Origin of the sequence: Ectopseudomonas alcaliphila, from assembly GCF_900101755.1 — a bacterium.
GTDB lineage: Bacteria > Pseudomonadota > Gammaproteobacteria > Pseudomonadales > Pseudomonadaceae > Aquipseudomonas > Aquipseudomonas alcaliphila.
The window spans coordinates 200,911-220,258 of record NZ_FNAE01000003.1 but is presented as its reverse complement, the minus strand read 5'-3'; the positions used below and the strand labels follow the sequence as shown (position 1 = coordinate 220,258).

Here is a 19,348-nt window from a genome sequence, read left to right as displayed (position 1 = left end):
AGGTGACCATGAATGCGCCCCTGAAAACACCGCTGCCGCCAATCGCCAAGCCGCGCCTCTCTGCGCAGGCCTTGCTGCCCAGCGCCGCCGCACTGGGCAGCCTGCTCAAGGCCGGCATCGCCCCGCTGCTGGGCATCATCGCCTTCATCGGCTTCTGGTCGCTGCTGGCACAGTACAGCGAAGGCTTGCCGGGCCCCTTGAGCACCTGGCAGGCCGCTCTGGTGCTGTTCGCTGATCCTTTCTACGACAACGGCCCCAACGACATGGGCATCGGCTGGAACATCCTCAACTCGCTCGGCCGCGTCGGGGTCGGCTTCGGCCTCGCCGCGCTGGTGGGCATTCCCCTGGGGTTCGCCATCGGCCGTTTCGCCTTTCTCGCCGGCATGCTCGCGCCGATCATCAGCCTGCTGCGCCCGGTCTCGCCGCTGGCCTGGCTACCGATCGGCCTGCTGGTGTTCGAGGCAGCTGGCCCAGCGTCGATCTGGGTGATCTTCATCAGCTCGATCTGGCCGATCATCCTCAACACTGCAGCCGGCGTAGCCAGCGTGCCACAGGATTACCTCAACGTGGCCCGCGTGCTCAAGCTGTCTGAATTCAAGGTACTGACGCGCATCCTCTTCCCCGCCGTGCTGCCGCACCTGATGACCGGCATCCGCCTGGCCATTGGCGTGGCCTGGCTGGTGATCGTCGCCGCGGAGATGCTCACCGGCGGCATCGGTCTGGGTTTCTGGGTGTGGGATGAGTGGAACAACCTCAACGTCGAACACATTCTCATCGCCATCATCATCGTCGGTCTGGTCGGCCTGGCGCTGGAGCAGATGCTGCTGTTGATCGCCAAACGCTTTGACTACGCAAGCTGAAGAGGCGCGTTCGGCCAACCCCGTAGCCCGGATGCAATCCGGGAATGCGATCTCCGTTTCCCCGGAGTGCATCCGGCTACGTAATCTTACAAAGCAGTTAAACAATAGATGCCAAGTCTTTGTTTTAAATGAAAGTGTCTCTGATTAAATCCGGGACACAGAGCCAGAACGGGAGAACTCCGATGGACAAATTCGTGGAGCTGACCGCTGTCAGCAAGCACTTCGATACCAAGAAAGGCCGCTTCCAGGCACTGGCAGACGTCAACCTGAGCATCGCCCGCGGCGAGTTCGTCGCGTTGATCGGCCACTCCGGCTGCGGCAAGTCCACCGTGCTCAACCTGATCGCCGGCCTGCTCGATGCCAACGAGGGCGGGCTGATCTGCAACGGTCGCGAGATCGACGGCCCCGGCCCCGAACGCGCCGTGGTGTTCCAGAACCACAGCCTGCTGCCCTGGATGACCTGCTTCGGCAACGTCCACCTGGCCGTGGAAAAGGTCTTCGGCGCGCGCGAAAGCAAGGCCCAACTCAAGGCCCGCACCGAGCAGGCGCTGAACATGGTCGGCCTCAGCCATGCCATGCACAAGCAGCCCAACGAGATCTCCGGCGGCATGAAGCAGCGCGTCGGCATCGCCCGCGCCCTGGCCATGGAGCCCAAGGTGCTGCTGATGGACGAACCGTTCGGCGCCCTCGATGCGCTGACCCGCGCGCACCTGCAGGACGAGCTGCTGCGCATCGTCGGGCAGACCCATAGCACCGTGGTGATGGTCACTCATGACGTCGACGAGGCCGTGCTGCTGTCCGATCGTATCGTGATGATGACCAATGGCCCGGCCGCCACCGTCGGCGAAATCCTCGCCGTCGACCTGCCGCGCCCGCGCGACCGCCTGGCGCTGGCCAATGACCCGCAGTACCACGCCTACCGTACCGCCGTGCTGGAGTTCCTCTACCAGCGCCAGCAGCGCCCGGCCGCCTGAGCGTCAAAACCGCTCTGGCTCAAGGGCTGGGGCGGCGGAACCTCTGGCCCGTTACAGGGACGAACAAGGGCCCTCAACCGACAAGCAGAGAACCCCGTGCTCGATCTCACCACCTGGAATCTGTCGATTCCCACCGAACCGGCGCCGACCACCATCACCACCGAACGACTGAATAACGGTTACACAAGTCGCTACTTTCGGCGCAATGCCGACGGCAGCGTGACCTTCTGGGTGCCAGTCACCGGCTCGACCACCGCCGACGCCCGCTATCCACGCAGCGAGCTACGCGAAACCCAGCACGACGGCAGACTCGACAACTGGCTCCATGCCAGTTCGGACAGCTATCTCAGTGCCGTGCTGCAGGTCGACCAGGTGCCCAGCCGCAACAAGGTGGTGATCGGCCAGATCCATAGCACCGATGTGCCGGGCAGCCAGAACGACCCGCTGCTCAAGCTGCAATATCACTATCGACGCGGCGTTGGCCGGGTGGAGCTGCTGCTGCGCGCTCGCCCGGGCGACAGCAACGTGCAAAACATCCTGCTGGCCGAGAACATCCAGCTTGGCGAGCGCTTTGGCTACGACCTGCGCGTCACGCCCAGCGGACGCATCGGCATCAGCGTGGCCAGCACGGATGGCGACAATGGCTCGCTCTACCGCCAGTTGAGTAGCAGCTGGAGCAAGCAGTACCTGTACTTCAAGGCGGGCGCCTATATCCAGGACAATTACGGACCGGATAGCGAAGGTGGCCGCGTCACGTTCTATCACCTCAACAGCCTGCACCGCTGAGGAACGCGGCGGTTTACAATCGCCGCTCCCCTCGACGACGGCTCGACCATGGCACGCCTGACCCTCGATTTTCCCGAAGACCAGTACTGCTACAGCACCCACCTGACCGTGCGCGTCACCGACATCAACGGTGCCAACCATCTGGGCAATGACTCGATGATCTCGATGATTTCCGAGGCACGCGCACGTTTTCTCTTCGAGTTCGGCATCCGCGAAAACGATGGCAGCGGTATCGGTATCATCGTCACCGACCTGGCCACCACCTACCGCGCCGAGGCCCATGCCCGCGACCAGTTGCTGTTCGAAGTCGGCGTGATGGACTTCAACCGCTATGGCGGCGACATCACCTTCCGCATCACCCGCCCGACCGACGGCGCCCTGGTGGCCATGGCCAAGTCCGGCTTCGTGTTCTTCGATTACCGCCAGTCGAAGGTGGTGCCGATGCCGGACGCCTTCAGTGCCAAGTTCCCCAAGGTCAATCGGCTCGACTGACTCCAGGTTTCCGATACTTCAGGGCTGCGGGCATACAGACACCAGGCAAAACTTGCACAGTTATTGCTGCCAATACCGTGACACTTCGCCATTCGTCTGCTACGCCTAGGTCAGAACAGAAAAAAGGGGGGATCGAGGATGACCGACACCTACCGCCGTGCCCGTCAGGCGGGGCTGCTGAGCAATCTGCTGGCAATCGCCCTGCTGACCCTGCCGCTACCCACTCACGCAACCAGCGTTGCCCAACTTTCCAGCGTCCAATCACACGCCACTCTCAGCACGCACCGTAGCTGAGCGCAGCACTCGCCCCGTTCGGGGGCATCGATGGCGCAAACGCCTCGTTTTGCGGCAGCCCGGCGCTGGCTGAAGCTGCGTAGCGCCTGATCCCAGGGCCTCTGCTCGATTGGCTCGGCTCTTGCTTGGTCCCTGATACCAGGTAGCCAACGGCGGCCACCTCCCTCACGACAAAGACGTCGCCTCACCTCGCCTTCAGTGGCCGTGGTGAAGCGGCGTTTTTTTTCGTGTTCGCCCCAGTGACCGGGGCCGGCGCAGGTGTCGTGATACGAGCCTGCACTGCAATCGCTCAAACCTGCTGTGGCTTCGGCCGCAGGGCTCTGCATCACAAGTGCACGGCCTTCCCGGCAGACGCGGCCGCCGTGTCCACGACCACGGCTCACCGCGCCTGGCCGGGCTCCTTCTCGCTGATGAGGTGATCGATGAATACAAGTTTCTGGAAAGCCGGCCACGCCCCCACCCTGTTTGCCGCCTTCCTCTATTTCGACCTGAGCTTCATGGTCTGGTACCTGCTCGGCCCGCTGGCGGTGCAGATCGCTACCGACCTCGACCTCAACGCCCAGCAGCGCGGTCTGATGGTGGCCACGCCGATTCTCGCCGGCGCTGTGCTGCGTCTGCTGATGGGTTTTCTCTGCGACCGCCTGTCACCCAAGACCGCAGGCCTGCTCGGCCAGGTGGTGGTGATCGTCGCGCTGTTCTGCGCCTGGCAGATCGGTATCGGCAGCTACGAGCAGGCGCTGCTGCTCGGCCTGTTTCTCGGTTTCGCCGGCGCCGCCTTCGCCGTGGCCCTGCCGCTGGCCTCGCAGTGGTATCCACCGCAGCATCAAGGCAAGGCCATGGGCATCGCCGGAGCCGGCAACTCCGGCACCGTGCTGGCAGCGCTGTTCGCCCCCGGCCTGGCGGCACTGTCCGGCTGGCAGAACGTGTTCGGCTGGGCGCTGATCCCGCTGCTGGCAACCCTGGTGATCTTGGCCCTGGTGGCCAAGAATGCGCCGGAGCGGCCCAAACCCAAGGCCTTCGGCGACTACCTCAAGGCCCTCGGCGACCGCGACAGCTGGTGGTTCATGTTCTTCTACAGCGTCACCTTTGGCGGCTTCATCGGCCTGGCCAGCGCCCTGCCCGGTTACTTCAGCGACCAGTACGGGCTGAACCCGGTGACCGCCGGCTACTACACCGCCGCCTGCGTCTTCGCCGGCAGCCTGCTGCGCCCGCTGGGCGGCGCTCTGGCCGACCGCATCGGCGGCATTCGCACGCTGCTGATGATGTACACCATCGCCTCGCTGTGCATCGCCGTGGTGGGTTTCAACCTGCCCAGTGCGACCGCCGCCCTGGCCTTTTTCGTCGCTGCCATGCTCGGCCTCGGTGCCGGCAATGGCGCGGTGTTCCAGTTGGTGCCGCAGCGTTTTCGCAGGGAAATCGGCGTGATGACCGGGCTGATCGGCATGGCGGGCGGCATCGGTGGCTTCTTCCTCGCCGCCGGCCTCGGCACCATCAAGCAGCACACCGGCGACTACCAGTTGGGCCTGTGGCTGTTCGCCAGCCTCGGCGTGCTGGCCTGGATCGGTCTGCACGGGGTCAAGCAGCGCTGGCGCACCACCTGGGGTAGCGCTGCAGTCACCGCCGCGCGGGTGTGAGCGAGTTCTCGACGACCAGCCACACTCGTAGGGTGCGCCGCGCGCACCAGCGATTTGCCTCGAGCCTGGTGCGCACGGCGCACCCTACGGTCCAAAGATCTACGGAAACCGTCCCATGGCCCTGCAACTGAGCATCGGCGAAACCAGTGCCACCGGCCCGCGCAGCGAGAATCAGGACGCCCTGCGCGTGGTTACGCCAGCGCCGGCCCTGGCCGCCAGCAAGGGTTACCTGCTTGGCCTGGCTGACGGCGTCAGCCAGTGCGCCGACGGCGGCCTGGCCGCACGCGCGACCCTGCAGGCGCTGGCGCTGGACTTTTACTCCACGCCCGAGACCTGGCCGGTGCAGCACAGCCTGGACCGCCTGCTGATCGCACATAACCGCTGGCTGCAGGCCAACGGCGGCGGCCAGCCGCTGCTGACCACCCTCACCGCCCTGGTGCTGCGCGGCCGCCGCTATACCCTGGCGCATATCGGCGACAGTCGCGCCTACCTGTGGCGTGACGGCCACCTGCTGCGCCTGACCGAGGATCACGTCTGGGAACAGCCGGGCATGCAGCACGTGCTCAAGCGCGCCATGGGCCTGGATCAGCACCTGGTAGTGGACTACCGCGACGGTGAACTGCAGGTCGGCGACCGCTTCCTGCTGGTCAGCGACGGCGTCTGGGTATGCCTAAGCGACAAGCGCATCGGCGAGCTGCTGCAACAAGGCGACGACGCCGAGGCGATCTGCCAGGCGCTGGTTGGCGAGGCGCACCGTGCCGGCAGCCAGGACAACGCCAGCGCCCTGCTGGTGCGCGTCGAGCAGCTCCCAGAAGCCGCACTGGCCGATACCCTGGCCCAGCTCGAGCATTGGCCGCTGCCGCCGCGCCTGCGTGAAGGCCAGGAGTTCGAGGGCTGGCAAATCGAAGGCCTGCTCGGTGAATCGCGCCAGTCGCTGATCTACCGGGTTCGCGACTTGGACAATCAGCCTTGGCTGCTCAAGACCCTGCCAACCAGCCGCGCAGACGACGAGCAGGCCGGCCCGGCGCTGCTGCAGGAGGAATGGTTCCTGCGCCGCGTCGCCGGTCGCCACTTCCCCGAGCTGCATGCCCTGCAGCAGCGCCAGCACTTGTATTACGTGCAGCGCGAATATGCCGGCCAGACCCTGGCCGCACGCCTGGGCCAGAACGGCCCGCTGAGCCTGGCCGACTGGCAGGACCTGGCGCCGCGCCTGATCAAGGCGCTCGGCCTGTTGCACCGACGCAATATCATCCACCGCGACATCAAGCCGGAGAACCTCCTGCTCGGCGACGACGGCGAACTGCGCGTGCTCGACTTTGGCCTGGCCTACTGCCCGGGCCTGACCCGCGACGAGGCCCACAGCCTGCCCGGCACGCCCAGCTATATTGCTCCAGAGGCCTTCGTCGGCAGCCCGCCCAGCGCCCAGCAGGACCTCTACGCCGCCGGCGTGACCCTCTATCAGCTGCTCACCGGCCACTATCCCTACGGCGAGGTCGAGGCCTTCCAGCACCCGCGTTTCGGTCAGCCGGTGCCGGCCAGCCGCTACCGCCCGGACCTGCCGGCCTGGCTCGATGAGGTGTTGAACCGCGCGCTAGCCGCCAACCCGACGCAGCGCTTCGAAACCGCCGAGGAATGGCTGCTGGCCCTGGAAAGCGGCGAGCGTCAATCCCTGAACAACCGTCCACGACCGCTGCTGGAACGCGAGCCGCTGCTGGTGTGGCGCAGCGTGGCGCTGGTTTCTCTGCTGCTCAACCTGCTGCTGGCGTTCATGTTGCTCAAATAGCCGGCTGCGCACCAAAGCAGCGCAAAATGCCTCGCAAAGGTGCACAAGCCAATCCACCAGATACGGTCAAGTCACTGAAAAGCCAGGAAAACCGGGCTTCGAGAAAGTTGGCACAAGCGCTGCATTATTACTGGCACCAAACAAATAAAGCGCGGCCTTCAACGAAGAAGGCTGCACTTCCCGATAGAACGGGACCTGGACAAAGGCGTCCTCGCTAGGTGACTAGCGGGACGCCTTTTTTGTTTTATGGCCTGCCATCCCTGGCAGCCACTCTACGAGCCGTCGCGGAGCGACGTTAAAAATTGCTCCCGACAATTTTTTACCGTGATCAATGATTCAGGAGATGGCCGGCATGCAAAAACTCAAGCTGGTGATGATCGGCAACGGCATGGCGGGTGTGCGCACCCTCGAGGAGCTGCTCAAGCTCGCCCCCGATCTCTACGACATCACCGTGTTCGGCGCCGAGCCGCACCCCAACTACAACCGCATCCTGCTCTCCCCGGTACTGGCCGGCGAGCAGACCTTCGAGGAGATCGTGCTCAACGATCTGAACTGGTACGCGGAAAACGACATCAAGCTGCTGCTCGGGCGCAAGGTGGTCAAGATCGACCGCAAGAAGCGCCTGGTGATCGCCGACGACGGCAGCGAGGCCGAGTACGACCGCCTGCTCATCGCCACCGGCTCCAACCCCTTCATCCTGCCGATTCCGGGTAAAGACCTGGCCGGGGTGATCGGCTACCGCGACATCGCCGACACCCAGATGATGATGGACACCGCCAAGACTCATAAGCACGCAGTGGTCATCGGCGGCGGCTTGCTCGGCCTGGAAGCGGCCAACGGCCTCAAGCTGCGCGGCATGGACGTCACCGTGGTGCATATCGGCGACTGGCTGCTGGAGCGCCAGCTCGACCGCACCGCCGGCGAGCTGCTGCAAAAATCGCTGGAAGATCGCGGCCTGAAGTTCCTCCTGCCCAAGCACACCGCCGAATTGCTGGACAACGGCGAGGGCCGCGTCTGCGCGGTGAAGTTCAAGGACGGCGAGGTGATTCCCGCCGACCTGGTGGTGATGGCCGCCGGTATCCGCCCCAACAGCGATCTGGCGGAACAATCCGGGATCGCCTGCAACCGCGGCATCCTGGTCAACGACACCATGCAGACCTATGACCCGCGCGTCTACGCCATCGGCGAATGCGCCAGCCACCGCGGTATCGCCTACGGCCTGGTGGCGCCGCTGTTCGAGCAGGCTAAGGTCTGCGCCAACCACCTGGCCCAGCTCGGCTTCGCCCGCTACCAGGGCTCGGTGACCTCGACCAAGCTCAAGGTCACCGGCATCGACCTGTTCTCCGCCGGCGAATTTATGGGTGCCGAAGGCACCGAGACCATCACCCTCTCCGACCCTATCGGCGGTGTGTACAAGAAGCTGGTGATCAAGGACGACGTGCTGGTCGGCGCCTGCCTGTACGGCGACACCGCCGACGGCGGGTGGTACTTCCGGCAGATCCGCGAGAACCACAACGTCAGCGAGATCCGCGACCACCTGATGTTCGGCGAAGGCGCCATCGGCGACGTCGGCCACCAGGGCGCCGACAAGACCGCCAACATGCCCGACAGCATGGAAATCTGCGGCTGCAACGGCGTATGCAAGGGCACCATCGTCAAGGCCATCCAGGAAAACGGCCTGTTCTCGGTCGACGAGGTCAAGAAGCACACCAAGGCTGCCAGCTCCTGCGGCTCCTGCGCCGGCCTAGTCGAGCAGATCCTGATCAGCACCGTCGGCGGCGCCGCCGACGTCAAGCCCAAGAGCGAGAAGGCCATCTGCGGCTGCAGCGACCTCAACCACGGGCAGATCCGCAAGGCGATCCGTGAGCAGCATCTGACCTCCATGGCGCAGACCATGGCGTTTCTCAACTGGAGCACGCCCAACGGCTGCGCCACATGCCGCCCGGCGCTGAACTACTACCTGATCTCCACCTGGCCGGGCGAGGCCAAGGACGACCCACAGTCGCGCCTGATCAACGAACGCGCCCACGCCAATATCCAGAAGGACGGCACCTACTCCGTGGTGCCGCGTATGTGGGGCGGCGTGACCAACCCGTCCGAGCTACGCCGTATCGCTGACGTCGCCGACAAGTACAACGTGCCCATGGTCAAGGTCACTGGCGGCCAGCGTATCGACCTGCTGGGCATCAAGAAGGACGACCTGCCGGCCGTGTGGAAGGATCTGGACATGCCCTCCGGCCACGCCTACGGCAAATCCATCCGTACGGTGAAAACCTGCGTCGGCAGCGAGTTCTGCCGCTTCGGTACGCAGAACTCCACGCAGTTGGGCATCGATTTGGAACACGATCTGTTCAACATGTGGTCGCCGCACAAGGTCAAGCTGGCGGTCTCCGGCTGCCCGCGCAACTGCGCCGAGGCCGGTATCAAGGACGTCGGCATCATCGGCGTGGATTCAGGCTTCGAGCTGTACATCGGCGGCAACGGCGGGATCAAGACCGAGGTGGCCGAGTTCTTCGTCAAGGTCAAGACCGCCGAGGAAGTGCGCGAGTACAACGCCGCCTTCCTCCAGCTGTACCGCGAGGAAGCCTTCTACCTCGAACGTACCGTGCACTACATGCAGCGCGTCGGCATGGAGCACATCAAGAAGGCGGTGCTGGAAGACGAAGCCAACCGCAAGGCCCTGGCCGCGCGCCTGCACTACGCCCTGTCGTTCGAGCAGGACCCGTGGAAGGAGCGCATCGAGACGCCGCAACTGAAGAAAGAGTTCGACCGCATCAACGTCGTGCAACTCGAGGAGGCCACCGTATGAACTGGCTGGATATCTGCGCCCTGGACGACATCAACGTGCTCGGCTCGCGCATCGTCAGCGGTCCCAAGGGCGATATCGCCATCTTCCGTACCGCGGCCGACGAGGTCTTCGCTCTCGACGATCGCTGCCCGCACAAGGGCGGCCCGCTGTCTCAGGGCTTGATCTACGGCAAACGCGTGGCCTGCCCACTGCACAACTGGCAGATCGAGCTGGAGTCCGGCGACGCCGTGGCGCCGGATGTGGGTTGCGCTCACCGGCACCATGCCAAGGTGGAGAGCGGCCGCGTATTGCTGGCATTCGTGCAACGCAGCTAGTCCGCCTCGTGGGAGGTGCTTCAGCGGCGACTGTCGCGGCTAAAGCCCCTCCCACCCTTTCTCCCGCTTGCGCTAGGAACTGCGAACATGGCCAGCACCACTCAAGTCACCGCCTCCACCTGCTGCTACTGCGGCGTGGGCTGCGGCGTGCTGATCGAGCACGACGGCGAGAAGATCCTCGGCGTCGCCGGCGATCCCAGCCACCCGGCCAACTTCGGCAAACTGTGCAGCAAGGGTTCGACCCTGCACCTGACCGGCGACCTCGACGCCCGCGCCCTCTACCCCGAGCTGCGCCTGGGCAAGGGCCTGGCCCGCTCGCGCACCGACTGGGACAGCGGCCTGGACCACGCTGCGGCGGTGTTCGCCGAGACCATCCGCGAGCATGGCCCGGACAGCGTGGCCTTTTATATCTCCGGCCAGCTGCTAACCGAGGACTACTACGCCTTCAACAAACTGGCCCGTGCCCTGGTCGGCACCCATAACATCGACTCCAACTCGCGCCTGTGCATGAGCTCGGCGGTGGTCGGCTACAAACGCAGCCTCGGCGCCGACGCGCCGCCTTGCAGCTACGAGGACATCGAGCAGAGCGACTGCCTGCTGATCGCCGGCTCCAACATGGCCTACGCCCATCCTGTGCTGTTCCGCCGCCTGGAAGAAGCCAAGGCCAGACGCCCGGAGATGAAGGTGATCGTCGTCGACCCGCGGCGCACCGACACCTGCGAGCTGGCCGACCTGCACCTGGCGATCCTGCCCGGCACCGACGTCGCGCTGTTTCACGGCATCCTGCATATCCTGCTGTGGGAGGGCTGGATCGACCGCCGCTATATAGACGTCCACACCGAAGGCTTCGAGGCGCTGAAGAACCTGGTGCGCGACTACAGCCCGGCGGCCACCGCCGATATCTGCGGTATCAGCCTGGACGCCCTGCAGCGCTGCGCCGAGTTGATCGGCCGCGCGCCCTCCTTCCTCTCGCTGTGGTGCATGGGGCTCAACCAGTCCAGCGCAGGCAGCGCCAAGAACAGTGCGCTGATCAACCTGCACCTGGCCACCGGGCAGATCGGCAAGCCCGGCGCCGGTCCCTTCTCGCTGACCGGTCAACCCAATGCCATGGGCGGCCGCGAGACCGGCAGCCTGAGCAACCTACTGCCGGGCCACCGCGAGGCAGCCAACGCCGAACACCGCGCCGAAGTCGCCACCTACTGGGGTGTCGATGCCCTGCCGGAGACACCCGGCCTGTCCGCCATCGAGTTGTTCGATGCAGTGCACGACGGGCGCATCAAGGCGCTGTGGATCGCCTGCACCAACCCGGCCCAATCGCTGCCGAACCAGAGCAAGGTGCACGAGGCCCTGGCCGCCTGCCCCTTCGTTGTCGTTCAAGAAGCCTTCTTCACCACCGAGACCTGCCGCTACGCCGACCTGCTGCTGCCCGCCGCCAGCTGGGGCGAGAAGGAAGGCACGGTGACCAACTCCGAGCGCCGCGTCAGCCATGTACGCCGCGCCGTGCCAGCGCCCGCAGAGACGCGGCCCGATTGGTCGATCACCTGCGACTTCGCTCGTCGCCTGGAAACTCTGCTGCGCCCCGGCCTGCCCAGCCTGTTCGACTTCGCCGACAGTGAATCACTGTTCGAGGAATACAAACACCTGACCGCTCAGCGCGACCTCGACCTCTCGGGGCTGAGCTACGCGCTGCTCGATGAACAAGGTCCCCAGCAATGGCCGTTCCCGGCCGGCGCTCGCCAAGGCACCGCACGGCTCTATGCCGACGGCCACTTCCCCACCGCTAGCGGACGCGCGCAGTTTCACGCCGACCCGTATCGCGCGCCGAAGGAAAAGCGCGAGGCGCGCTATTCGCTGACCCTCAACACCGGGCGCCTGCGCGATCAGTGGCACGGCATGAGCCGCACCGGCACCGCCGCTCGCCTGTTCGGCCATGTCGAGGCCGCCGTGCTCGGCCTGCACCCGGACGAGTTGCGCCGCCGTCGCCTGCACGACGGCGATCTGATCAAGCTGCGCAGCCGTCGCGGCAGCCTGATCCTGCCGGTGCAGGCCGACGAGTCGGTGCGTCCCGGCCAGGCCTGGCTGCCGATGCACTGGGGCGACCGCTTCCTCAAGGGCCTGGGTACCAACGTGCTGACCCAGCCGGCGTTCGATCCGCTGTCCAAGCAGCCGGAGCTCAAACATGCCGGCGTCGAGGTGGACAAGGTCGAGCTGCCCTGGCAGCTGTTCGCCCTGGTCGAGGGTGAGGTGCAGAGCCGCTTCGAGGCCCTGCGTCCGCTGTTCGAGGAGTTCGCCTACGCCAGTCTCACCCCCACCGGTCGCGAGCGCCCCGCTCTGCTGATCCGCGCCGCCAGCGCCGTGGCGCCGCTGCCAGAACTGCTGGCGCTGATCGACCGCTTGCTACGCCTGAATGAAGGTCCGGTGCTGGCCTACGACGACCCGCGCCGTGCTGTAGGCAAACGTGTGCGCATCGAGGATGGCCGCATCGTCAGCATTCGCCTGGCCGGCGAAACCGCTGCCAGCGAATGGCTCAGGAGCTTGTGGCTGGACGGTCAGGCCGACGCCGACCTGCGCCGCTGGCTGCTCGCCCCGGTCTCCGCGCCGCCGGGCAACGCAGCCGCCACCACCCGCAGCAAGACCCTGTGCAACTGCCTGAACGTCAGCGAAGGCGCGGTTTGCGCCGGCATCGAACGCGGCCTGGATCTGGACGGCCTCAAACGCGAGCTCAAGTGCGGCACCAGCTGCGGCTCTTGCGTCCCTGAAATCAAACGCCTGCTGGCTAGCCAACAGGTGGCGACACATGCGTAGGGTGCGCTATGCGCACCAGCCCCAAAACGACTTGGTGCGCACGGCGCACCCTACGAGGTACCCGATATGAATGCAAAAGTCTGGCTGGTAGGCGCGGGCCCTGGTGATCCCGAGCTGCTGACCCTCAAGGCGGTCAAGGCGCTGAACCAGGCCGAGATCGTGATGATCGACGATCTGGTCAACCCGGCCGTGCTCGAGCACTGCCCCGGCGCCCGTATCGTCTCGGTAGGCAAGCGCGGCGGCTGTCGCTCCACCCCGCAGGCCTTTATCCACCGCCTGATGCTGCGCTATGCCCGCCAGGGCAAGTGCGTGGTGCGCCTGAAAGGCGGTGATCCTTGCATCTTCGGCCGCGGCAGCGAGGAAGCCGACTGGCTCGGCGAGCACGGCATCGAAGTTGAGATGGTCAACGGCATCACCGCAGGCCTGGCTGGCGCCACCAACTGTGGCATTCCCCTGACTCTGCGCGGCGTGGCGCGCGGCGTGACCCTGGTTACCGCCCACACCCAGGACGACAGCAGCCTTAACTGGGCCGCACTGGCCCAGAGCGGCACCACATTGGTGGTCTATATGGGCGTAGCCAAGCTGGCGGACATCCGCGACGGCCTGCTCGCCGGCGGCATGAGCGCCGAGATGCCAGTGGCCATGATCGAGAACGCCTCGCTGCCCGCCCAGCGTGAATGCCGCAGCCAGCTGGGCGCGATGCAGGACGATGCGACAGCCTTCGCCCTGAAGAGCCCGGCCATTCTGGTGATCGGCGAAGTCGCCCGCGCCAGCACCCAGATCAGCATGCCACAGCTCCTGCATGCCTGACCGCTTCGCGCTCCTGCGAAGTCGTTGTTTGCCCGTCGCCCCCTCGGCGGGCTTTTTTTTATTCCAGAAAAGAAAAAACCCGGCCGAGGCCGGGTTTTTCTTGGAGCACCAGAAGCATTACTGCTTGATCTGGGCTTCCACTTCGGCTTCAACGCGACGGTTGATGGCGCGGCCGGAGTCGGTGGCGTTGTCGGCTACCGGACGGGTCTCACCGTAACCAACAGCGTTGACGCGGTTACCGTCTACACCGTACTGGTTGACCAGTACGTTACGCACGGCATTGGCGCGACGCTCGGACAGACCCTGGTTGTAGGCGTCAGAACCGACGGAGTCGGTGTGACCTTCAACAGTGGTGGTGGTCTGCGGGTACTGGTTCATGAAGTCAGCCAGGTTCTTGATGTCGCCGTAGCTTTCTTCTTTGACGCGGTCTTTGTCGAAGTCGAACTTGACGTCCAGCTCGACGCGAACGGTTTCCATGGCCGGCTCAGGAGCAGGCTCAGGCATCGGCTCGGGCGCAGCAGCCACGACCGGAGCCGGAGCAGGCTTGCTGCCGCCACCGAAGTTCAGACCAACACCCACGCCAGCTTGCCACTCGGTGTCGCCCTGGTCGATGTTGTACAGAGCGTCAACGCCAGCACGGGCGTAGAACATTTCGGTGAAGTAGTACTTGGCACCAGCGCCAGCGATAGCCAGGGTGGAGTGGTTACGACCACCGCCGTTGGCGTCGCCGATGCTCTGATGGCCGAAACCGGCAGAGACGTACGGACGCAGACCAACACCCGGCTGACCGAAGTGGTAGATGGCCTTCAGGTCGGTCAGGTTGCCCTTGATGTTCTTGCTGCCGCGCGAACCTTCACCGCGCAGGTCATGGTATTCGCCGTAGGACAGCGCCAGCTCGACGTCGTCAGTCAGGTAGTAGCCGATGCTGCCACCGAACAGGTTGCCTTCATCGTGAGCGAAATCACGCTGAGAGTCGGTGAAGTAGCGATTGACGAAGCCCTCCACCTCGACAGCGCCTTGGCCTTGCGCCAGCGCGCCGAAGGAGGTTGCGGCAACGAGAGAGCCAATGACTACGCCCAAGGTGTTTTTTACTTTCATCCGTTAAATCCCCATCTTGGTGGTTAATAAGTCGCCGTTAACTTCAGTCGGCAACTTGGCGGCGATTCTATCAGGGTTCGCCACTCCCTTAGTGGTCGGGAAGCTGAACTAAGTTTCGGAAGTTTCCGAAAATTTATCCCGCAACCGATCCAATGCTCGCTTGTAGCGCATCTTCGTTGCGCTCAAGCCCATGTGCATGATGTCGGCAATCTCTTGAAACTCGAGCTCTGCGACAAAACGTAGCACCAGAATCTCGCGATCGATCGGGTTGACGTGAACCAACCAGCGATCCAGACCGCCTCGCTCCTCGACTTTGGGTGTCTTCTCGTCGGAAGCCTCTTCGAGCGGGTCCAAACTTAAGGCGTCAACCAATCGACGCTTTCGCCGCTCTTTTCGATACTGAGTAATGCATTCGTTGTAGGTAATGCTGTAAAGCCAAGTCTTGAACTTGGATTTACCCTCAAAGTTCTTAAGGCCATAGAGAACTTTGAGCATCACCTCCTGACAGACATCATCAGCATCCCTTTCGTTCCCCAAATAACGCGCGCACACGTTAAATAATGTTCGCTGGTAGCGTCTCATCAGCTCTTCATAAGCACGAGTGATATGAAACAGCTCGTCGTGGGCGCGCGCCACCAGCTCTTCATCAGTGAGCTCGCGGGGGTCGTAGCGCGTGGGCAATGGCTGAGCTTTGTTCAAAACGAGTCGGGCCGACAGTCAGGACGAAAAGCGCCCGGCAGGTCACGCCTGCCGGGCAACGGCATAAAATAACAGATTGGCGTCAGCGACTGTTCACGCGTTGCTCGAGCATCACTCGATTTGCCACCGATACCAGCTCACCGGTATCGGTCAACAGGGTGGTTTTCACTGTGCCGATCTCTTCGATCTGCCCTTCGACCTCACCAACCTGCACTTGTTGCCCGACCTGATACAGCTCGCGCACGTATATGCCAGCGAGGATCTGGCTGGCGATATCGCGACTGCCCAGGCCCAGCGCCAGCGCGACAGCCAGACCGACGGAGATCAGCACGATGGCGATCACGTTATTGAGCAGGTCGGTCTTGATCTCCAGCTGGCCGATGGCCACCGAGATACTGATGATGATCACCAGACCCTGCGCGACACGCCCCAGGCCGTTCGCATATTCCAGGCCGACGCCTTCGGCTGCGCCGCGTACCAGGCTGCTGACCAGTTGCGCCAGCAGCACACCGGCAAGCAGCACCAGAGCAGCACCGAAGACCTTGGGCAGATACAGCGCCAGCACGTCGAGGGTCGCGGAAACCCGCTGCAGACCGAGCGATTCAGCGGCCGAAACCAGGAAGATCAGGAGCACGAACCAGTAGACGATCTTGCCGATCAGGGTCGATACCGGTGCGTGAATGCCGACGCGCGCCAGCAGCTTGGTCAGACCGGTACCCGTCATCAGACGATCCAGGCCGACCTTGCCGAGCAGTTTGGACAGCAGCGTGTCGAGCAACTTGGCGACGACGAAGCCAAGCAGCACCAACACCAGTGCAACGAACAGGTTGGGAATGAATCCGGCAACCTTGGTCCACAATGCGGTCATCGCGGAGATCAGGCTTTGGGTCCAGGGATCGAGTTCCATTTCAGTCGGCCTTATCAGCAGAAGCAGAGGATTGGGTACGGCGCGAGACCGGCGCGACATGCGCCGAACCGTTGTTCAGGGCGATCATCAGAGCCTGCGCCCAGTGGCCTATCAGGCTGAACAGATCACCAGCACCGACCTGGCGGTTGGCGGTCTTGAGAACCCGGTGCAGGCAAGCATCGTCGTCATGACTGGACGACGAGGACTTGAGCAAATCGCGTAGAGACTCTTCGAATGGATCGTGCATACGCACCTCACGGGATGTCACGGCTAGACGCAGTAGCCAGCGAATGAGTCACACATCACAGCCAACGCCAACGGCGAAAAAGCAGCAGCTGGCTCAGCGCCAGAAGGACCATGAGGCCGCAGGCGAGAAAGAAACCGATCGGGCTTTCGGCGCCGGGAATCCCGCCGACGTTGATGCCCAGCAGCCCCGTGAGGAAGGTCAGCGGCAGGAACATGCCGGTGATCACGGTGAAGCGATACATGATGCGATTCATACGCTCGCCGAGGCGCCGGCTTTCCGCCTCCAGCACCAGGCCGACGCGCTCGCGAACCAGCTCCAGCTCCTCCAGATAACGGGTCAGGCGGTTGTTCAACTCGTTCCAGTAGTCGCCGTCGTCCTCGACGAACCAGGGCTGTCGATTACGCACCAGTTGCGCGTAGAGGTCGCGTTGCGGCGCGAGAAACCGACGCAAGCTGGCCGCACGCCGACGCACCTGCAGCATCAGGCCGTGATCGGGACGATAACGCTCATCGCCATCGAGGCCATCCTCCTCCCCGTCGAGCTGCTCGCTCAACTCGGCGATCAGATCATCGACGCGGCTGGTGAGGTGACGGGCGAGTTCCAGCAGCAGTTCGGACGCCGTTTTCGGCCCCTTGCCCGCCAACAGATCGGCAATCAGTGCATCGGTCGCCAGCAAGGGACGCTGACGCAGGGAGATCACCCGCCGGGCATCGGCGAAGATCCGCACCGACACCATGTCTTCCGGCTCTGCGCCGGGATTGCGGTTGACCCCACGCAAGAACAACAGCAGCTCATCGCCGGGCAGGGGCAACAGACGCGGCCGGGTGTTTTCCTCGAGCAGCAGGTTGCAGCTGAATTCATCCAGCCCGCTGTGCTCGCGCAACCAGCGCTGTGACTGCTCCTGGCCACGATCCCAGTGAAGCCACAGGCTTTCCTGCTCGCCCAGCTGAAGGCAATCCAGTTCATCGCGAGTGATGCTGCGTGCACCGCCCTGACCATCGAGCACGAAGGCATGCAGCAACGCCGAATCCTGATCCTGCATCGGGGTTATTCCGGCATGCTCAGGGCTTGCGGGGAAACGATCACACCGTTGTTGTCGGCGTACAGGTAATCACCTGGCTTGAAAGTCACGCCGCCAAAGGTGACGGGCACATTCAGGTCGCCGATGCCACGTTTGTCGGTTTTCATCGGGTGACTGGCCAGCGCCTGCACGCCCAGGTCGGTCTGCGCGATGACGTCGACGTCACGGATGCAACCGTATACGACGATGCCTTCCCAGCCGTTCTTGGCGGCCTTCTCGGCCAGCATGTCACCGAGCAGCGCACGTCGCAGGGAGCCGCCGCCATCCACCACCAGAACCTTGCCCTGACCAGGCAGGTCGACCTGCTCCTTCACCAGCGAGTTGTCCTCGTGGCACTTGATGGTGACGATCTGACCGCCGAAAGAGTCGCGGGCGCCGTAGTTGGCGAACATCGGCTCGACGACCTGAACCAGTTCCGGATAGGCATCGCACAGATCAGGGGTGATGTAGTGCATGACAGAACTCCTTTCGACAATGGATGAGAAGGCAGCCACCTTCATGGACCTGCGTGAAGCGGGACAATTCAGCACCGAGCTATCGCGACGAAACCGCCTAACACGAACGACGACAATACAGATGAGCCTGAAATGACCACCTGCATGCGATGCGTCACATCTTACCGGTAAGCACGCGCCGTAGAAACGGCCAGAACAGCCTCAAGTACCTATAGCAGACGCCTGCTCGGCAAAACCGGCAGGCAGTTGCAGATGCTGCAACCAATATTCGGTCAATGGCCACACCTCGCGCTGCGCCTCCTTGCTGACCAGCATTTCGATGTGCCCGAAGTCGCTGGAGAAGCCGTTGTCCTTGCCCAGCAGCAAGAACTGCGTCGGCGCCGCACTGCACTGCTCCAGCAGCTTGCGACAGGCCCAGGCGGGGTCCTGATCATCGGCTGCAGCGCCTACAGCAAGGATCGGCACGCGCACCTGAGTCAGGCCTGCCCACCAATCCTGATCACCATCACCGAAACGCCCGAACAGCCTGAGCCAGCGCAGGGTTTCCAGTGCCAGCCCAATGGGCTCGTCTTCCGGGCCGCGCTTCAGGCGCCGCCCGGATAGGTAGGGGAAGGCACGCAGCAGCAGGCGACCGCCCCACTCCACCGGCGGCAGCTTGAGCGGCCAGTAGACGCGGCTGATCTGGCTGCCGAACAATGCCGCCGAACGCGCACGCGACGTCTCGAGATAACCGCCCGCCAGCGCTGCCGCCAGCGTCACTCCGCCGAGGGAATGGCCGATCCAGTGCGCGGCCTGCCCGGTCTGCTCGATGATGAAATCGGCAATGGCTGGCAGGTCATAGCGCACGTACTGCGCCACCTGATTGTCTCGATAGTTTTCGTTACGTGGCGACAGACCGTGGCCGCGCATTTCAGCGATCCACACATCGAACCCCGCACGCGCCAGGTATGCGCCCAAACCGATGCCCTTGGGCGAATACCAGAAGCGCCGATTGGAAAAGCTACCGTGCAGCAATACCACGGGCACGCCACGCTCGCCTTCCGAACCTGCGCGGCCGAGCCGGGTCAAGGCCAGCTCGACGCTGGAGTCGGGGCTATTGTTGGGTTTGAGAAGATAGACGTCTTCACTGAGATCGCCGCGCAACTCGGCGCTGATCAGGGCGACGGGGAAAAGCTCACTACTGCTTTGCATGGATCAGATGACCGCACTGGCGAGACGCCATAAATGAATAACGACACGCATAAAAAACCGCCGGGAGCGATATTGCATATCGCTGGCGACGGCTTGGAATGACTGGCAA

Annotated in this window: 18 protein-coding genes; 11 read left to right on the top strand and 7 right to left on the bottom strand. The window is 63.8% G+C overall.

The features are described from left to right. Positions 1 to 8: 8 nt before the first annotated feature. From ntrB to cobA, 11 genes are all read left to right on the top strand, one after another. Positions 9 to 860 (top strand): nitrate ABC transporter permease, encoded by an 852-nt coding sequence (gene ntrB / locus BLR77_RS12675; RefSeq protein ID WP_059391968.1) that lies wholly within the window; start codon positions 9 to 11, stop codon positions 858 to 860. A gap of 182 nt (positions 861 to 1,042) precedes the next feature. Next, complete coding sequence (locus BLR77_RS12670; RefSeq protein ID WP_074678277.1) at positions 1,043 to 1,834, top strand: ABC transporter ATP-binding protein; 792 nt, start codon at positions 1,043 to 1,045, stop codon at positions 1,832 to 1,834. Between the two features lie 96 nt (positions 1,835 to 1,930). After that, positions 1,931 to 2,620, top strand: coding sequence for a polysaccharide lyase family 7 protein (locus BLR77_RS12665; protein WP_074678275.1), 690 nt, complete (start codon positions 1,931 to 1,933; stop codon positions 2,618 to 2,620). Between the two features lie 48 nt (positions 2,621 to 2,668). Next, positions 2,669 to 3,112, top strand: coding sequence for a thioesterase family protein (locus tag BLR77_RS12660; RefSeq protein ID WP_074678273.1), 444 nt, complete (start codon positions 2,669 to 2,671; stop codon positions 3,110 to 3,112). 138 nt (positions 3,113 to 3,250) lie between these two features. Further along, the gene (locus BLR77_RS25600; protein WP_021489007.1) at positions 3,251 to 3,406 is read left to right on the top strand and encodes a hypothetical protein; all 156 of its coding nucleotides are present in this window, start codon (positions 3,251 to 3,253) and stop codon (positions 3,404 to 3,406) included. 422 nt (positions 3,407 to 3,828) lie between these two features. Then, positions 3,829 to 5,040, top strand: coding sequence for a nitrate/nitrite transporter (locus tag BLR77_RS12655; protein ID WP_074678271.1), 1,212 nt, complete (start codon positions 3,829 to 3,831; stop codon positions 5,038 to 5,040). 115 nt (positions 5,041 to 5,155) lie between these two features. After that, positions 5,156 to 6,823, top strand: a complete 1,668-nt coding sequence (locus BLR77_RS12650) for a bifunctional protein-serine/threonine kinase/phosphatase (RefSeq protein ID WP_074678269.1) — start codon at positions 5,156 to 5,158, stop codon at positions 6,821 to 6,823. A gap of 352 nt (positions 6,824 to 7,175) precedes the next feature. Then, complete coding sequence (gene nirB, locus BLR77_RS12645; protein WP_074678907.1) at positions 7,176 to 9,632, top strand: nitrite reductase large subunit NirB; 2,457 nt, start codon at positions 7,176 to 7,178, stop codon at positions 9,630 to 9,632. Then, positions 9,629 to 9,946: a nitrite reductase small subunit NirD gene (gene nirD, locus BLR77_RS12640; RefSeq protein ID WP_074678267.1), complete on the top strand. Its 318-nt coding sequence runs from the start codon at positions 9,629 to 9,631 to the stop codon at positions 9,944 to 9,946. Before nirB ends, nirD begins: the two co-directional genes overlap by 4 nt. A gap of 87 nt (positions 9,947 to 10,033) precedes the next feature. After that, positions 10,034 to 12,751: a nitrate reductase gene (locus BLR77_RS12635; protein WP_074678265.1), complete on the top strand. Its 2,718-nt coding sequence runs from the start codon at positions 10,034 to 10,036 to the stop codon at positions 12,749 to 12,751. A gap of 66 nt (positions 12,752 to 12,817) precedes the next feature. Next, positions 12,818 to 13,561: a uroporphyrinogen-III C-methyltransferase gene (cobA, locus tag BLR77_RS12630; protein WP_074678263.1), complete on the top strand. Its 744-nt coding sequence runs from the start codon at positions 12,818 to 12,820 to the stop codon at positions 13,559 to 13,561. 117 nt (positions 13,562 to 13,678) lie between these two features. Here the strand turns inward: cobA and BLR77_RS12625 are convergent, their stop codons facing one another. The 7 genes from BLR77_RS12625 to BLR77_RS12595 form a co-directional block, all read right to left on the bottom strand. Further along, positions 13,679 to 14,659: an OmpA family protein gene (locus BLR77_RS12625; RefSeq protein ID WP_074678261.1), complete on the bottom strand. Its 981-nt coding sequence runs from the start codon at positions 14,657 to 14,659 to the stop codon at positions 13,679 to 13,681. Between the two features lie 108 nt (positions 14,660 to 14,767). Then, a complete protein-coding gene (sigX, locus tag BLR77_RS12620) occupies positions 14,768 to 15,358 on the bottom strand; it encodes an RNA polymerase sigma factor SigX (protein ID WP_074678259.1) in 591 nt (196 codons plus the stop codon). A gap of 82 nt (positions 15,359 to 15,440) precedes the next feature. Continuing rightward, entirely contained in the window at positions 15,441 to 16,265 is an 825-nt protein-coding gene (locus BLR77_RS12615) for a mechanosensitive ion channel family protein (RefSeq protein ID WP_017676817.1), read from the bottom strand. 1 nt (position 16,266) lies between these two features. Continuing rightward, positions 16,267 to 16,512 (bottom strand): CrfX protein, encoded by a 246-nt coding sequence (locus BLR77_RS12610; protein ID WP_074678257.1) that lies wholly within the window; start codon positions 16,510 to 16,512, stop codon positions 16,267 to 16,269. Between the two features lie 55 nt (positions 16,513 to 16,567). Then, positions 16,568 to 17,554, bottom strand: a complete 987-nt coding sequence (locus tag BLR77_RS12605) for a zinc transporter ZntB (RefSeq protein ID WP_074678255.1) — start codon at positions 17,552 to 17,554, stop codon at positions 16,568 to 16,570. A gap of 5 nt (positions 17,555 to 17,559) precedes the next feature. Beyond that, positions 17,560 to 18,048: a ribonuclease E activity regulator RraA gene (gene rraA, locus BLR77_RS12600; protein ID WP_074678253.1), complete on the bottom strand. Its 489-nt coding sequence runs from the start codon at positions 18,046 to 18,048 to the stop codon at positions 17,560 to 17,562. Positions 18,049 to 18,249: 201 nt separating this feature from the next. After that, positions 18,250 to 19,239 (bottom strand): alpha/beta fold hydrolase, encoded by a 990-nt coding sequence (locus tag BLR77_RS12595; RefSeq protein WP_074678251.1) that lies wholly within the window; start codon positions 19,237 to 19,239, stop codon positions 18,250 to 18,252. Positions 19,240 to 19,348 lie beyond the last annotated feature (109 nt).

Bases quoted from the DNA above. Each gene is read 5' to 3' on its own strand.
- BLR77_RS12605 (WP_074678255.1), bottom strand. From the start codon at position 17,554: ATGCAGGATCAGGATTCGGCGTTGCTGCATGCCTTCGTGCTCGATGGT.
- BLR77_RS12635 (WP_074678265.1), top strand. From the start codon at position 10,034: ATGGCCAGCACCACTCAAGTCACCGCCTCCACCTGCTGCTACTGCGGC.
- nirD (WP_074678267.1), top strand. From the start codon at position 9,629: ATGAACTGGCTGGATATCTGCGCCCTGGACGACATCAACGTGCTCGGC.
- rraA (WP_074678253.1), bottom strand. From the start codon at position 18,048: ATGCACTACATCACCCCTGATCTGTGCGATGCCTATCCGGAACTGGTT.
- BLR77_RS12615 (WP_017676817.1), bottom strand. From the start codon at position 16,265: ATGGAACTCGATCCCTGGACCCAAAGCCTGATCTCCGCGATGACCGCA.
- BLR77_RS12625 (WP_074678261.1), bottom strand. From the start codon at position 14,659: ATGAAAGTAAAAAACACCTTGGGCGTAGTCATTGGCTCTCTCGTTGCC.
- ntrB (WP_059391968.1), top strand. From the start codon at position 9: ATGAATGCGCCCCTGAAAACACCGCTGCCGCCAATCGCCAAGCCGCGC.
- BLR77_RS25600 (WP_021489007.1), top strand. From the start codon at position 3,251: ATGACCGACACCTACCGCCGTGCCCGTCAGGCGGGGCTGCTGAGCAAT.
- BLR77_RS12660 (WP_074678273.1), top strand. From the start codon at position 2,669: ATGGCACGCCTGACCCTCGATTTTCCCGAAGACCAGTACTGCTACAGC.
- BLR77_RS12610 (WP_074678257.1), bottom strand. From the start codon at position 16,512: ATGCACGATCCATTCGAAGAGTCTCTACGCGATTTGCTCAAGTCCTCG.
- BLR77_RS12595 (WP_074678251.1), bottom strand. From the start codon at position 19,239: ATGCAAAGCAGTAGTGAGCTTTTCCCCGTCGCCCTGATCAGCGCCGAG.
- BLR77_RS12655 (WP_074678271.1), top strand. From the start codon at position 3,829: ATGAATACAAGTTTCTGGAAAGCCGGCCACGCCCCCACCCTGTTTGCC.
- BLR77_RS12670 (WP_074678277.1), top strand. From the start codon at position 1,043: ATGGACAAATTCGTGGAGCTGACCGCTGTCAGCAAGCACTTCGATACC.
- nirB (WP_074678907.1), top strand. From the start codon at position 7,176: ATGCAAAAACTCAAGCTGGTGATGATCGGCAACGGCATGGCGGGTGTG.
- cobA (WP_074678263.1), top strand. From the start codon at position 12,818: ATGAATGCAAAAGTCTGGCTGGTAGGCGCGGGCCCTGGTGATCCCGAG.
- BLR77_RS12650 (WP_074678269.1), top strand. From the start codon at position 5,156: ATGGCCCTGCAACTGAGCATCGGCGAAACCAGTGCCACCGGCCCGCGC.